The organism is Streptomyces griseocarneus (assembly GCF_014655595.1).
GTDB lineage: Bacteria > Actinomycetota > Actinomycetes > Streptomycetales > Streptomycetaceae > Streptomyces > Streptomyces griseocarneus.
The window spans coordinates 618,162-631,027 of record NZ_BNBL01000002.1 but is presented as its reverse complement, the minus strand read 5'-3'; the positions used below and the strand labels follow the sequence as shown (position 1 = coordinate 631,027).

The following is a 12,866-nucleotide window of genomic DNA, read 5'->3' as shown; positions in this document are numbered from 1 at the left end:
GACTTCGACCACCTGCGGAACTGGCTGCGGCGCCGGCAGATCGTGCCCCGCATTGCCCGGCGCGGCGCGGAGACCTCCGGCCGACTCGGCCGGCACCGCTGGGTGGTCGAACGCACGCTGTCGTGGCTGGGCGGCTGTCGCCGCTTGCACCGCCGCTACGAACGCAAGGCCGAACACTTCCTCGCCTTCGTCGGCATCGCCACCGCCCTCATCTGCTACCGGCGCACCAACTGAGACGACCTCTAAGGCAGAAGCGGCTTCGCTGCCCGCTGAGGCGTGGTGGCAGGCCCCCCGGATGCTCCAGGTCACAGACCATCTTCGCTGGTCCGGGCCCCGTCGCGATTGTCTCCAGACCGGATCTTTGGCGGCTACTTTCATGGCTACGTACGTAGCCGTGCGGTCCTGTTTGGACCGGTTCGGAACGGGGTCCGGTCGAACTGCCTGATCTACGGGAAAGGGCCTCTGACCAGCGCTTTCGCTGGTCAGAGGCCCTAAGTGACGGATGAGTTGGGGTATACGACCCGGACAAGCCGATCCGCGAGTTCACCAAGAAGGAGCTGCACGACCTCCTCCACCGCGAGCCGACCAGGATGAAGATCGCGGGCATCAACATGACCTACGAGGGGCTGATCCCGCGGGTCCAGAAGTCGATGCTCTCCAAGGACAAGGAGGCGATGCAGCCGCACATCCGGGCCTTCGTGGAGCGGGCGGTCACCTTCGCCACCTGCCCCGAGTGCGACGGCACCCGGCTCAGCGAGGGGGCCCGGTCGTCGAGGATCAAGAAGATCAGCATCGCCGACGCGTGCGCGATGCAGATCAGCGACCTGGCCGCATGGGTCCGCGGCCTCGACGAGCCGTCGGTGGCGCCGCTGCTCGCCGCGCTGCGGCACACCCTCGAGTCGTTCGTGGAGATCGGGCTGGGCTACCTCTCGCTCGACCGGGCGTCGGGCACGCTGTCGGGCGGCGAGGCGCAGCGCGTCAAGATGATCCGCCACCTCGGCTCCTCGCTCACCGACGTCACCTACGTCTTCGACGAGCCCACCATCGGCCTGCACCCCCACGACATCCAGCAGATGAACGACCTGCTGCTGCGGCTGCGGGACAAGGGCAACACGGTGCTCGTCGTGGAGCACAAGCCGGAGGCGATCGCGATCGCCGACCACGTCGTCGACCTCGGCCCCGGCGCGGGTACGGCGGGCGGCACGGTCTGCTTCGAGGGCACCGTCGAGGGGCTGCGGGCCGGCGGCACCATCACCGGCCGCCACCTCGACGACCGGGCGGCGCTCAAGGACGAGGTGCGCAAGCCGGCCGGGACGCTCGAGGTCCGGGGAGCGAACACGCACAACCTGCGGAACGTCGACGTCGACATCCCGCTGGGCGTGCTCTGCGTCGTCACCGGCGTCGCCGGGTCGGGCAAGAGCTCGCTCATCCATGGCTCGATCCCCACCGGCGCCGGCGTGGTCTCGGTCGACCAGACGGCGATCCGCGGCTCGCGACGGAGCAACCCGGCAACGTACACCGGGCTGCTCGACCCGATCCGCAAGGCGTTCGCGAAGGCCAACGGCGTGAAGCCGGCGCTGTTCAGCGCCAACTCCGAGGGCGCCTGCCCCACCTGCAACGGTGCCGGCGTCGTCTACACCGACCTGGCGATGATGGCCGGCGTCGCCACCACCTGTGAGGACTGCGAGGGGAAGCGGTTCCAGGCATCGGTGCTGGAGTACCGCCTGGGCGGCCGCGACATCAGCGAGGTGCTCGCGATGCCGGTGGCCGAGGCCGAGGAGTTCTTCGGCGCCGGCGAGGCGCGCACGCCGGCCGCGCACCGCGTCCTCGGCCGGCTCGCCGACGTCGGGCTCGGCTACCTCACCCTCGGCCAGCCGCTCACCACGCTGTCCGGCGGCGAGCGGCAGCGGCTGAAGCTGGCCACCCACATGGCCGAGAAGGGCGGCGTCTACGTCCTCGACGAGCCGACCACCGGCCTGCACCTCGCCGACGTCGAGCAGTTGCTGGGCCTGCTGGACCGGCTCGTCGACTCCGGCAAGTCGGTCATCGTCGTCGAGCACCACCAGGCGGTCATGGCGCACGCCGACTGGATCATCGACCTCGGTCCCGGCGCCGGCCACGACGGCGGCCGGATCGTCTTCGAGGGCACGCCCGCCGACCTCGTCGCCGCCCGTTCCACCCTCACCGGCGAGCACCTGGCGGCCTACGTCGGCGCCTGAGCGAGGCCCTCGCGGAGCAGGAAGTGGCTCCTGAGGCAGCGCCCCCCGCATGCCGTCCGCCCGTCCGCACGCCCGCCCGTCCGGTCACCGTGCGGCGTCCGCCAGCACGGAGGACAAGGCTTCCAGGGCGATGGGGTACCCGTGCTCGGAGGAGGCGGCGAAACCGATCAGCAGGCCGCCCGGCGTGCCGGGAGTGGGCCGGTGGTGGAGTTCGGTGAGACCTCGCACAGCGATGCCTCGGTCCGCGCAGGCGGCCATGAGCTGCTGTTCGGTCATTCCGCCGGGCGGGAGGGTGACGAGAGTGTGCAGGCCGGCAGGGACGCCGTGCGGGGTGAGGGCGGGGAAGGCCGCCAGGTGTTCGAGGAGTCGTTCGCGGCGGCGGCGGTACCGCAGACGGGCCGAGCGGATGTGACGCTCGTAGGCGTGCGTCCTGATCAGTTCGGCCAGGACGAGTTGACCGATGGTCTCGGTGTACATGTCGGTCTCCTGCTTGGCCCTCACGACCGGGCCCACCAGGTGCCGTGGCAGGACCATCCAGGCCAGCCGGAGGGCGGGGCCGAGCGTCTTGGACACGGTGCCGCAGTACACCACCTGGTCGGGGGCGGTGCCCTGGAGGGCCCCGACGGGCTGACGGTCGTAGCGGAACTCCCCGTCGTAATCGTCCTCCACGACCAGGCCGCCGGTGGCGCGCGCCCATTCGCGCAACGCCTGGCGCCGTTCGGGATGCAGCGGCACCCCGGTCGGGTACTGGTGCGACGGAGTGACCACCACCGCCCCGATGTCCTGCGCGAGCGATCCGACGCGGGCCCCCCGTGCGTCGACGGTCAGGGCCGGGGTGGCGAGCCCGGCGCGCTGGACGACCTCGCGATAGACGTTGTGGCCCGGGTCCTCCATGGCGACGGCGCCGATGCCGCTCGCCGTCAGTACGCGGCTCAGCACTCCCAAGGACTGGTAGAAACCCGAGGTGATCACGACTCGGTCCGGTGTGGTGAGCACGCCCCGGGTTCGGCCAAGGTAGTCGGCGACCGCGGCCCGTAGTTGAGGCTGTCCTTGCGGATCCCCGGCACCGAACGTCCGGGGAGGTGCCGACCCCAGTACGCGACGGCACGCACGGAGCCAGGCCTGGACGGGGAAGGCGCTCACATCGGGAAGCCCGGGCCGCAGGTCGTGGCGGGGAGTCGCCGGGGCGGTGGCCGGGATCGCCGGGGCCGGATCAGAGGCCGGCACCTCGGCGACGCGCGCCCCCGAGCCGGGACGCACCGTCAGATAGCCCTCCTCGGCCAGCTGATCGTAGGCCGCGCTCACGGTGCCGCGTGAGAGCCCCAGCTCCTTGGCCAGCCCGCGGGTGGACGGCAACGGGGTGCCGGGCTTCAGACGTCCCGACCGGACCGCCTCGCGCAGGGCGAGCTCCAGCCCGGCACGCCGCCCACCCGCGGTGCCGATGTCGATGTGGAGGTCGAACCCCGAACTGGACCAATCATTCGGCATGAAACCGGATCTTACTCATGGTCCAGTCGCCGAATAGGTTCGCCGGAGCCAGGGAGAGATGCGGGCATGAGCACCCGATCGCCCTCACCGGCCCCGGACCCCGGACCACCTCTCGGAAGGACCAGGCACGACCGTGATCGTGACAGCCCACCTCAGCGACCTCCACATCGACGGCCGGCAGCGCAGCATCGACCGGACACGGGCGGTCATGGAGTACTTGGACGCCCTTCCCGACGCCCTCGACGCCGTCGTGGTGACCGGCGACATCGCCGACAACGGACTGCCGGACGAGTACGAGCTGGCCCGGGAGCTGCTGACCTCCCGGCACCCGGTGCTGGTGTGCCCCGGGAACCACGACGAGCGCGCCGCCTTCCGCCGGTCCCTGCTCGGGGAACCCGCCTCGACGGCTCCCGTCAACCAGGTTCACCGCACGGACGGCTTCGTCGTCGCCCTGTGCGACTCCTCGGTGCCGGGGAAGGACGAAGGGTTCATCGAGGACGACACCCTGCTGTGGCTGGAGGACGTTCTCGCGCAGACGCCGGGCGACGTGCCCGTCCTCGTCGGGTTCCACCACCCGCCGGCGCTGCTGCAGGACCCCTACATCGACGGCCTCCGGCAGTTCGGGGAACACCGGCTCGCCGCCCTGGTGGAGCGCTTCCCCAACATCGCCGCGCTCATCTGCGGCCACGCCCACACCGCGGCGACGACGACCTTCGCCGGGAAGCCTCTGCTCGTCGCCCCAGGAGTCGTCTCCACCCTCAGGCTTCCCTGGGAGCACTACGACCATCCGGCGGACCACGTCCACCTCAACCTGCCTCCGGCGCTCGTCTTCCACGTCCTGGACGACGCGGGACGGCTGACGAGCCACTACCGGAGCGTTGCCTGCTGAGTTACTGAACTCGGGAGGAGAACCGGGCTCTCGGCCCGTCAGGCGCGCGGCCCGCGCCGGCGGGCGGGAACGAGCGGCCCGGTGCCGCGCACGGCCAGGACGGTGCCGCGGACGACGGCCTCTTTGAAGAGGGCCGCCGTGCGCCCGGTGAGTGCGGGGGCGCGGGGGCTGTCGTCGGGGCGGGTGAACTGCACGATCCCGTCACGGCGGCCGAGGCTGATGTTGGTGAAGGCGTACCGGATACGGACCGGTCGTGGTTCACGGCCGGTCAGCCGGGCGGCGATGACATCGGCCGCCTGACGTCCCATCGGCAGGGCCGTCTGGCAGGACATACGGGTGACGGCGGCGTCCACAGCATGGCCGGCGGCGGCGTCCCCGACCGCGTACACCTCGGGGTGGGAGACCGAACGCAGCGTCCCGTCGACCGTCATGCGGCCGTCCGCGTCCGTGGCGAACCCCGCCTCCGCAGCGAGGGCCGGGGCCCGGAAGCCGGCGGTCCATATGACGGCGTCGGCGGCGAAGGACCGGCCCTCGGCGTCCACCACCGCGTTCTCGCGCACTTCCGTGACGGGGGCGCCCGGGTGGACGGTGACGCGCAGGCGGTCCAGTGCGCGCAGCAGATGCCGTCGGGCCCGGGGGGACAGCCGGGCGCCGATGTCGGCGCCGGCGAACAGGGCGACCCGAAGGTCCGGACGGGCCTCGGCCAGCTCGGTGGCGGCTTCGAGGCCGGTGAGGCCGCCGCCGACCACGGCGACGCCGGCGCCGGAGGGAAGCCGGGCGATGTGGCGGTGCAGCCGGTCCGCCTGGGCGGGCTCGGCGAGCGTGTGGGCGTGCTCGGCGACCCCCGGCACGGCGTCGACGTGGGCCCGGCTGCCCAGCGCGTACACCAGCGTGTCGTAACCGACCGCGTGGGGCGCACGGTCGACGTGCACGGTGCGGGCCGAGGCGTCGACGGACGTCACGCGGGCGACGAGGAGTCCGACCCGCGTCCCGTGGAGGAGGTCGCGCAGCGGAAGGTCCTGCGGGTGCTGTCCGGCGGCGAGTTGGTGGAGCCGGACGCGTTCCACGAACCGGTCCACGGCGTTGATCAGTGTGACGGTGACGTCGGTGTGGCGCAGCCGTCCGGCGACGCGCTTGGCCGCGACGAGACCGGCGTAGCCGGCCCCCACGACGACGATGTGATGGCTCATGACAGGACTCGCTCTGTTTCGACGGATTCGGGGGTGGGCTGGGGCACAGTGGTCGTGTCAGGCCGGGGCGAGCGCCACCGCGACCGCCCAGCCGATGTAGCCGATGTTGACCACCAGCCGTGACGCGGCACCGATCGGCCGCCGCAGCAGGCCGGAGTGGCCGGCACGCGCGTGCCACAAGGCGTCGAGGTGGGAGACCAAGTAGACGGTGACGAGCCCGGCAGCCGCCCAGCCGCCGGCCGTTCGACCGCCGGGCGCCAGGACCAACGTGCCCACAGCGATCTCCGCCGCTCCGCTCACGGCCACGACCGGGCCCGCCGGACCGATCCAGGACGGCACCAGGGAGCGGAAATAGGCCGGGACCACGAAGTGCGCGACCCCCACGGCCAGGAGGAATACCGCCAGGGCGACGGCAGAGATAGCGTGCATGGCGCGATGTTCCCTTCACAACGCGCGTGGGCGCTTGAACAAAACGATCGCCGGCTGGTCTTCGCCACCGGTGCCCGGGCAACGCTGTTCGCCGAATCCGGCGCGTTCGGCGTGAGCCGTCATCTCCACCCCGCGTGGAAGGTCGTGCTGCCGATCGGCGGCCACGCCCACATCGGACGGGACGGCCGCCGTCCCCTGGCCGCGCCCGGGCTGATCGTGCCTCCCCAGCTCGCCCACGCCTGCCTGACGACGTCCTCGTACGCCGCTCTGTTCATCGATCCGTGGCTGGTGCACTCCGGCCTGGGGCTCGTGCGGCTGGACGCCCGGGCGGTGCGGCGCCTGCTGGCGGCCCTGGGGCCGACCGGGGTCAACAGTCCCGGCGCCGCTCCCGACCTGAGCGCCTTCTACGACGAACTCATCGCCCTGACAGGGGCCGCGCCCCTGCTCGACGCGAGGGTGGCCCATGCCGCGCGGGCGACCATGCGCCCGGGTCCCGGCGCCTCCCTGCACGCGATCGCCGCCGAGGTCGGCCTGTCACCGTCCCGGCTGCGCGCCCTGGTCCGGGAGTCGGTGGGCATCCCCCTCGCCCGGCTGCGGCAGTGGGGGCGGCTGCGGGGTGCGATCGCCGAGCTGCCCGGCGCGTCCGTGGCCGCGGCGGCGGCCGCCGCGGGCTTCGCCGATCAGGCCCATCTGACCCGTACGTCACGCACGCTCATCGGCCGTACCCCCGCTTCCCTGGGCCGCGCGGTGCCCGCCGTACGCGAAGACCAGTCCTCCCCCAGCTGTACGGGGAGCTGGTGACCCGCCATCCGGCCGTCAGCACGCCGATGCCCGGCAGTGCCGGCGCGGCGAGACCGATCCCCTGCCGGGTGCGCGCCGTCGGACACCTGGCCATGTGGTCTCCGCTGCCGACGGGCCTCCTCGCACCGAGGCACCCGCCGGCAGCGGGTACGGCGAGCACGGGGTCAGCTCGTGGTCATCCCACCAAGGGCCGCAGCAGCACGCTCAGGGCCTCAGCAGGCCGTCAAACTGCTCCCAGCCGGACCACGGGCCGCCGATCCTGGTCTGCCAACGGTGGTACGGGTAGCCACCGCTGTTGACTCCGAAGAGTTCGATCCGACCGTCGGCGTTGGTCTCGGCCGCGACCTGGCTCAGGGCGCCGTCGAACTGTTCCCAGCCCGACCACGGGCCGCCGATGGCCTTCTGCGCACGGTGGTAGATGGCGTCGCCGCTGTTGGTTCCGAAGATCTCCAGCCGCCCGTCCGCGTTGCGGGCCGCCGCGATCGACGTCAGGCTGCCGTCGAACTGCTCCCAGTTGGACCATCGCCCGCCGAGGACGGTCTGCCACTTGTGGAAGATCTGGCCGGCGCTGTTGACGCCGAAGAGCTCGATGCGGCCGTCGGCGTTGGTCTCGGCGGCGACCTGGGTCAGCCCGCCCTCGATGAGTTCCCAGCCCGACCAGGGGCCGCCGATGGCCGTCTGCCAGCGGTGGTAGATGTTCCCGACGCTGTTGGTTCCGAAGATCTCCAGCCGCCCGTCCGCGTTGCGGGCCACGGCGATGGATGTCAGCAGCCCGTCGAGCTGCTCCCAGTTGGACCACGGGGTGCTCGAGGCCGGGGTCTGCCAGCGGTGGAAGATGGTGCCCGCGCCGGTGACGCCGAACAGCTCCACGCGGCCGTCGGCGTTGGTCTCGGCGGCCACGGCGCGCAGCGCGCCGTCGAACTGCGCCCAGGGCGACCAGCTGCCGCCGCCGGCGCGGTTCTGGTAGCGGTGGAAGACGCCGTCGCCGCTGTTGGTTCCGAAGAGCTCCAGCCGCCCGTCGCTGTTGCGGGCGGCGGCTATGGAGGAGCCGAAGACGCTGATGGTGATCCGGTTTCCCGCGGTCGCGGGTGCCGGCGCGGCGCCCAGGAGCGTCACGGCCACGGCCGACGCCACGAGAGCGCCGATCAGTCGGCCGACGGGTCTGTGCCTCGTTCTCATCGACTGCCCTTTCCTGTTCCTGCTCGGAAACGCAAGCCATGTCGGTGTGAAACGCTGCGCACGCTACAGCCGCCCCACCGCACCGCACAGCCTTCCGGTGCGCCCTCCCGGGTCGCTTTCCGGTCGACTGCGGCCGGGTCCTTCCGCCAGGGTCCGCCAGGGCCGGAACGCGGGCGGCGGCGGGCACGGGTGGCCGGCCCGCCCGGCGGTCCGACCGTCGGTGCGTGGTCGGCGTCGCGGGCGGGCAGGCTCGGCTCGGACCGGGGGCTCAGCTGGTGTAGAAGCGCTTCACCGCCTTCAGGAACTCCTTGGGGCTGATGCGTCCGCTGCCGTCGGTGTCGAGTTCGTCGAAGTACGCCCTGGCGTCGGGCGTCGACATGTTCAGGAACTCGGCGGCCCGGAGGAATTCGTCCTGGTCGAGAGAGCCGTCGTCGTCGCGGTCGAGCAGATCGAAGAGGGTCCGGCACACCTCTCCCTTGCCGGGGCGGTCCGGGGAGCGGAAGCCGGGGGACGTGCGGGCCGCCACGTACTCGTCGGCCGAGAGGGCACCGTCGCCGTCGGCGTCACCGAGGGACAGCAGGAACCTCCACTGGGTCTCGTTGGCCTCGAGGAGAGCCCGCCCCTTGTCGGACTCCTCCGGGATGCCGAGCTCGGCCAGGAGCCGGTGCGGCGCCCGGAGGAAGTCGGTCAGGTCGACGGATCCGTCGCCGTCCGCGTCCATGCGCTGGAACTCCTGGACGGGCGCGATCTGGGCGTTCTTGGTGATGTCGGTCATGTTCCGAGAGAGTGCCACTCGTTGGCCGGCCGACCGGCGAGCCCTGCTGGCGTTCCCCCTGACGGGTGAACGCCACCGCTGCCGGGGAGGGCTGCAGAGCACGCTACTTGGGGGCAGGGGTGTATGCGGGCGTCGCCTGCGAGGCGACGTTGGTGCACCGGACGGCGGCGGCCGTCGCGCGGGCCAGGCCCAGGGCGTCGCCCTCCGCCCAGAAGCGGACGTAGAAGATGCGGGGTTCTTCGGTCAGCGTGTGGTTGTGCAGCTCGACGATGCCGATCCTGCCGCGTCGCAGTGCGCTGATCGCGTCCTGCACCTCGTCCGCGATCAGTGCCAGGGCTCCGTTGACCGCAGCCCTGCCCTTGCCCAGGGGCTGGAAGTTCACGCCGGTGACCATCCCCATGCCCCAGGGAATGGCCCGGTGGTGGTCGGTGAGGGTTTCCTTGCGGATGAACGTGAACTTGTAGATGCCGTGATAGTCCGTGCCTCGTCCGCCGAGCGCGGCGTCCAGGGCGGCGGCGTCGAAGTCGTGGGGGATCTCGGCCGGTACGGGAGGGGACATCGGGGTGCGGGTCGTCTTCAGCGCGGTCATCAGATGCCCGGCGACGGTCACCGGGTCGTCGGTGAGGGCGTGGACGTGGGTCCACAGCAGGGCCGGGTCGTGGGCGAGGAGGTGCTTGTGGATGGAGGTCTGGGCCAGGTCGCCGGCCTGGAGGGCGTCGGTGAGCGGCTGGAGTTCCTCCTCCGTGACGGCGATGTCGCCCATCAGCAGGGTTTTTCCGTCGGGGTAGCGGGTGAGGGCCACGTAGGAGCGTACGGCCAGGTCGGGCTCCACGCCGATGCCGCGCGAGACCACCCGGAGGTCCGTACGCGGATACGCGGCCCGGAACACGGGCCCCCACATCGCTCCCGTCCGGCGCAGCACCTGCGCGACGCCCTGCCAGTCGTGGAGGGTGGTGTCGACCGGCCTGAGGAGGCGCCGGTGGCCCGTACCGCCGACCGCCCTGGCCGGCGAGCGCGTACACCCCGCTGCCAGCCCTGTCACGACGGGAGCCACCGCCCCGGCGGCGGCCAGCAGCCCGCGCCGCGCGAGCCTTCCACCCGTCCCGTGTTCCCCGCCTGCCGCCCCTGTTCCCGGTCCCGGCATGTCCCCCACCCTCCCGCCGGCCCCGCCACGGCGAACCGGCTCGACGACACTCGCAGGGTATGCCTGATATGCCTGATCGCTGCACTGATGGGCGCTTTTACGACTCCATCAGGTGAAGGGGCCTGATCTGCTGTTTGCCTGCGCCACGGCGTGATGCCGGTCGGATTGCGCATCGCCCCCGCCGCCCCTGCGTGATAGGGGGCCCGGCACGTCACGTGCCGGGCCCTCGGTGGTGCGGAGTGCGGGTGCGCTCAGGTCACCATCGGTACCAGCGTCCCCGGCCACCGCCGGGGCCGGTGGAACGCATGACGAAGCCGAGGAGCCAGAGCACCAGGACGACGACGGCGACCCACCACAAGACCTTCACGGCAAATCCCGCGCCGAAGAGGAGCAGCGCGAGGAGCAGGACCAGAAGAAGGGGAACCATAGTTATCAACCTCCCGAAGCCGCTTGTTCCCCGAATTCGGGTGCGCACACCCATTCCCTTCCCCGTGATTTCCGTTCTTGGATGCTGTCGTTTACGTGGGGGCGACCGGGGCAGCTGATATGCGATCGCACGATGACCGAAGAGAAAGGCTGCCTGATGAGCGCGAGCGAGAAGGCCAAGGCGAAGGCCGAGCAGGCCAAGGGCAAGGTCAAGGAGGAAGCGGGCCGCGCGGTCGGCAACGAGAGCAAAACGGCCGAGGGACAGGCCGAGAAGTCGAAGGGTGATCTTCGCGGCGCCAAGGAGAAGATCAAGGACTCTTTCAAGGACTGATTTCCTCGGGCGCGCAAGTAAAACCAGAGGGTGACAACCGCAAGGTTGTGACCCTCTGGTTTTCACCCGGCTTCCGTGAATACGCCCGCGGCGGCAGGACTTTCGGTTTCCACGGTCATGCCGGTGCGGAGTATGTGCGCAGCCGGCCGCGCCGGCCGGCGCGGTGTCAGTCCGACCCACCCGGGCTCCCCCGTCCCACGGAACTTTCGGGCAACGGCTCCGGCACGATCCCCCCTTCTGTCACCCTCTGGTGTCCATGAGCTCCATGGATTCCGCGAACCGGCATCACGCCCCACGGCGTCGACTGCGCACTGCCTTCGCTGTCGTCGGCCTCCTGTGTGCCGTGGCCGCGTGCGGCGGCGGGCACCCGGCCGGGAAGAGCCGGGCAACCCGGGTGACGAAACCGGAAGTTGCGGCCGGATCCTTCCCGGAGACACCCACCACCACGTTCCAGGGCGCCTGGCCCGCCCCGGCCGACGAGGACGATCCCTCCGACGTGGTGACACTGGGCGCGCGCCTTGCCTATGCCTACGACCAGGACGACGTCGGTGTCACCGCCTTCCGGCTGGACTCCGGTGACGTCGCCTGGCATGCGGCCGTACCGGACGGCACCACCGTCGCACAGGCGCCGCGCCTGGTGGGCAACAAGGTGATCTGCGCCTTCGCCACCACGCAGCAAGACAGGGGGACTTACGCCGGCCGGCGCGGCATCACTGTCGTCGCCCTGGACGCCGGCACCGGCAGGAGTCTGTGGACACGCGAGATCGCCGGCGGCGAGGTCACGGACGCCGGGGCCGCCCCTCATGTGGTCGGCGCCGACACCCGGCACGTGCTCGTCTCCGCGTACGAGCAGGGCTACGCGCAGACGCCACCCCTGTCCGCCCTGCTCGACACGCGAACCGGGCAAGTCATCTGGACGGACACCGACTTCAAGGGAGTGGACCTGGAACCGACGGTGGCCGTCGGCGTGCGCGGCGACGGTGACTTCGCGGGCAAGTCCACCTCTGACGCCGCTCAGTTGTGGAAGCGGGACCTTCGACTCGGCGAGGCCCGGACGTCGGACCCCGGCCCCGGACTGACCTGGGCCGACGACGCCGAGGCGGGCGGCACCCTGCTGATCGACCCCGCGACCGGCGCGACCCGCCTGGACTCCGGTGACACCTCCCTGGAAGGCTGCCACTACGACGGCTGGAACACGACGGTCTGCGCCGGGGCCGACGGTTCCGGCGACGCGGCCGTATGGGCCGTGGACGTGCGCACCGCACGGGTCCTGTGGCGCCTGCCCGATGCGTCGGCGCACCGCATCGCGCCCGACATCACCTCGGCGTGGCACGGCGTGGTCTACGCAGAGGCCGGCCAGACCATGACCCTCGACGCCCGCACGGGCAGAGACCTCCGCACGGACATCGGTCCCGTCTCCCCCACCCTGGTCAACGACGGCTACGGCCTGGTCCACGATCGCGCGGCCCGGACGATCGACGTCTACCGGGCCCGCTGACGCCACCCTGAATGCCGACCTGTATGCCGCCCTGGTGCCGCCGTCTCCGGCCGGGGCGGCACTGCCCCTGATGACCGGGAGATGATGCTGTCATGTCAGACGAACCGAAGCGCCCCCTCAGCGAACTTCGCGCGGGCGAAACCGTCCGGGCGACCATCACCAGTCATCAGCCATGGGGCATCACGGCGAAGCTCGACGCATACGAGACGGTCGGCGCGTCACTGGACACCATCCGCCGCCGCGGCGAGCCGGGAGTCGCGAGGCTGGCCCAGGACCTCCCGCCCGTGGGAACGACCCTCGAGCTGGTCATCGGCGAAGTACGCTCCTGGCACCACGCACCGTGGGTGTGGGTGGATCTCACGAGCGTCTAGGCGGCGATGCTGCCGCTCGGCCCGGGGCATTGGGCCGAGCGGGTGGAACGTGTCGCACGGTTGCCCGAACGGACGCCCTGCTACTGCGTGGCCGGATCAGCCGGGTCATGCTCGTCAGCACGGCCT

The 12,866-nt window shown here is 71.5% G+C and carries 14 protein-coding genes; 7 read left to right on the top strand and 7 right to left on the bottom strand.

What is annotated here, in order from left to right; all coding sequences use genetic code 11:
- A partial coding sequence (locus IE295_RS08750) for a transposase (RefSeq protein WP_190062933.1) occupies positions 1-234 on the top strand: 234 nt, incomplete at its 5' end.
- Between the two features lie 356 nt (positions 235-590).
- Positions 591-2,219, top strand: a complete 1,629-nt coding sequence (locus tag IE295_RS08745; RefSeq protein WP_224323636.1) for an ATP-binding cassette domain-containing protein — start codon at positions 591-593, stop codon at positions 2,217-2,219.
- A gap of 84 nt (positions 2,220-2,303) precedes the next feature.
- On the opposite strand, the gene pdxR is transcribed toward IE295_RS08745, so the two are convergent.
- Positions 2,304-3,707 (bottom strand): MocR-like pyridoxine biosynthesis transcription factor PdxR, encoded by a 1,404-nt coding sequence (gene pdxR, locus IE295_RS08740; RefSeq protein WP_190062932.1) that lies wholly within the window; start codon positions 3,705-3,707, stop codon positions 2,304-2,306.
- 133 nt (positions 3,708-3,840) lie between these two features.
- Here pdxR and IE295_RS08735 point away from each other — a divergent pair, with 133 nt between their 5' ends.
- On the top strand, positions 3,841-4,596 hold the full coding sequence (locus IE295_RS08735) for a metallophosphoesterase (protein ID WP_190062931.1): 756 nt from the start codon (positions 3,841-3,843) through the stop codon (positions 4,594-4,596).
- 38 nt (positions 4,597-4,634) lie between these two features.
- Here IE295_RS08735 and IE295_RS08730 read toward each other — a convergent pair whose 3' ends face one another.
- Both IE295_RS08730 and IE295_RS08725 read right to left on the bottom strand, forming a co-directional pair.
- Positions 4,635-5,786 (bottom strand): NAD(P)/FAD-dependent oxidoreductase, encoded by a 1,152-nt coding sequence (locus tag IE295_RS08730; RefSeq protein WP_190062930.1) that lies wholly within the window; start codon positions 5,784-5,786, stop codon positions 4,635-4,637.
- A gap of 57 nt (positions 5,787-5,843) precedes the next feature.
- Positions 5,844-6,215 carry a DoxX family protein gene (locus IE295_RS08725; protein ID WP_190062929.1) on the bottom strand — a complete coding sequence of 124 codons (372 nt, stop codon included), beginning with the start codon at positions 6,213-6,215 and terminating at the stop codon, positions 5,844-5,846.
- Between the two features lie 6 nt (positions 6,216-6,221).
- Between IE295_RS08725 and IE295_RS08720 the strand changes: the two genes are divergently transcribed.
- The gene (locus IE295_RS08720; protein ID WP_190062928.1) at positions 6,222-7,016 is read left to right on the top strand and encodes a helix-turn-helix domain-containing protein; all 795 of its coding nucleotides are present in this window, start codon (positions 6,222-6,224) and stop codon (positions 7,014-7,016) included.
- Positions 7,017-7,220: 204 nt separating this feature from the next.
- Here the strand turns inward: IE295_RS08720 and IE295_RS08715 are convergent, their stop codons facing one another.
- From IE295_RS08715 to IE295_RS08700, 4 genes are all read right to left on the bottom strand, one after another.
- The gene (locus tag IE295_RS08715) at positions 7,221-8,195 is read right to left on the bottom strand and encodes a PLL family lectin (protein WP_190062927.1); all 975 of its coding nucleotides are present in this window, start codon (positions 8,193-8,195) and stop codon (positions 7,221-7,223) included.
- 268 nt (positions 8,196-8,463) lie between these two features.
- The gene (locus IE295_RS08710) at positions 8,464-8,970 is read right to left on the bottom strand and encodes an EF-hand domain-containing protein (RefSeq protein WP_190062926.1); all 507 of its coding nucleotides are present in this window, start codon (positions 8,968-8,970) and stop codon (positions 8,464-8,466) included.
- 103 nt (positions 8,971-9,073) lie between these two features.
- Positions 9,074-10,012: an LppY/LpqO family protein gene (locus IE295_RS08705; protein ID WP_190062925.1), complete on the bottom strand. Its 939-nt coding sequence runs from the start codon at positions 10,010-10,012 to the stop codon at positions 9,074-9,076.
- A gap of 358 nt (positions 10,013-10,370) precedes the next feature.
- Positions 10,371-10,541, bottom strand: a complete 171-nt coding sequence (locus IE295_RS08700) for a hydrophobic protein (RefSeq protein ID WP_190062924.1) — start codon at positions 10,539-10,541, stop codon at positions 10,371-10,373.
- A 156-nt stretch (positions 10,542-10,697) separates the two neighbouring features.
- Here IE295_RS08700 and IE295_RS08695 point away from each other — a divergent pair, with 156 nt between their 5' ends.
- The 3 genes from IE295_RS08695 to IE295_RS08685 all read left to right on the top strand — a co-directional run bounded on the left by IE295_RS08695 (position 10,698) and on the right by IE295_RS08685 (position 12,740).
- The gene (locus tag IE295_RS08695) at positions 10,698-10,871 is read left to right on the top strand and encodes a CsbD family protein (protein ID WP_190062991.1); all 174 of its coding nucleotides are present in this window, start codon (positions 10,698-10,700) and stop codon (positions 10,869-10,871) included.
- Between the two features lie 394 nt (positions 10,872-11,265).
- A complete protein-coding gene (locus tag IE295_RS08690) occupies positions 11,266-12,369 on the top strand; it encodes an outer membrane protein assembly factor BamB family protein (RefSeq protein WP_190062923.1) in 1,104 nt (367 codons plus the stop codon).
- A 92-nt stretch (positions 12,370-12,461) separates the two neighbouring features.
- A complete protein-coding gene (locus IE295_RS08685) occupies positions 12,462-12,740 on the top strand; it encodes a hypothetical protein (protein ID WP_190062922.1) in 279 nt (92 codons plus the stop codon).
- The last annotated feature ends 126 nt before the right edge of the window (positions 12,741-12,866 follow it).

Coding starts and splice junctions, on each gene's coding strand:
- IE295_RS08725 (WP_190062929.1), bottom strand. CDS start 6,215: ATGCACGCTATCTCTGCCGTCGCCCTGGCGGTATTCCTCCTGGCCGTG.
- IE295_RS08685 (WP_190062922.1), top strand. CDS start 12,462: ATGTCAGACGAACCGAAGCGCCCCCTCAGCGAACTTCGCGCGGGCGAA.
- pdxR (WP_190062932.1), bottom strand. CDS start 3,707: ATGCCGAATGATTGGTCCAGTTCGGGGTTCGACCTCCACATCGACATC.
- IE295_RS08730 (WP_190062930.1), bottom strand. CDS start 5,786: ATGAGCCATCACATCGTCGTCGTGGGGGCCGGCTACGCCGGTCTCGTC.
- IE295_RS08710 (WP_190062926.1), bottom strand. CDS start 8,970: ATGACCGACATCACCAAGAACGCCCAGATCGCGCCCGTCCAGGAGTTC.
- IE295_RS08715 (WP_190062927.1), bottom strand. CDS start 8,195: ATGAGAACGAGGCACAGACCCGTCGGCCGACTGATCGGCGCTCTCGTG.
- IE295_RS08720 (WP_190062928.1), top strand. CDS start 6,222: ATGTTCCCTTCACAACGCGCGTGGGCGCTTGAACAAAACGATCGCCGG.
- IE295_RS08700 (WP_190062924.1), bottom strand. CDS start 10,541: ATGGTTCCCCTTCTTCTGGTCCTGCTCCTCGCGCTGCTCCTCTTCGGC.
- IE295_RS08695 (WP_190062991.1), top strand. CDS start 10,698: ATGAGCGCGAGCGAGAAGGCCAAGGCGAAGGCCGAGCAGGCCAAGGGC.
- IE295_RS08745 (WP_224323636.1), top strand. CDS start 591: ATGAAGATCGCGGGCATCAACATGACCTACGAGGGGCTGATCCCGCGG.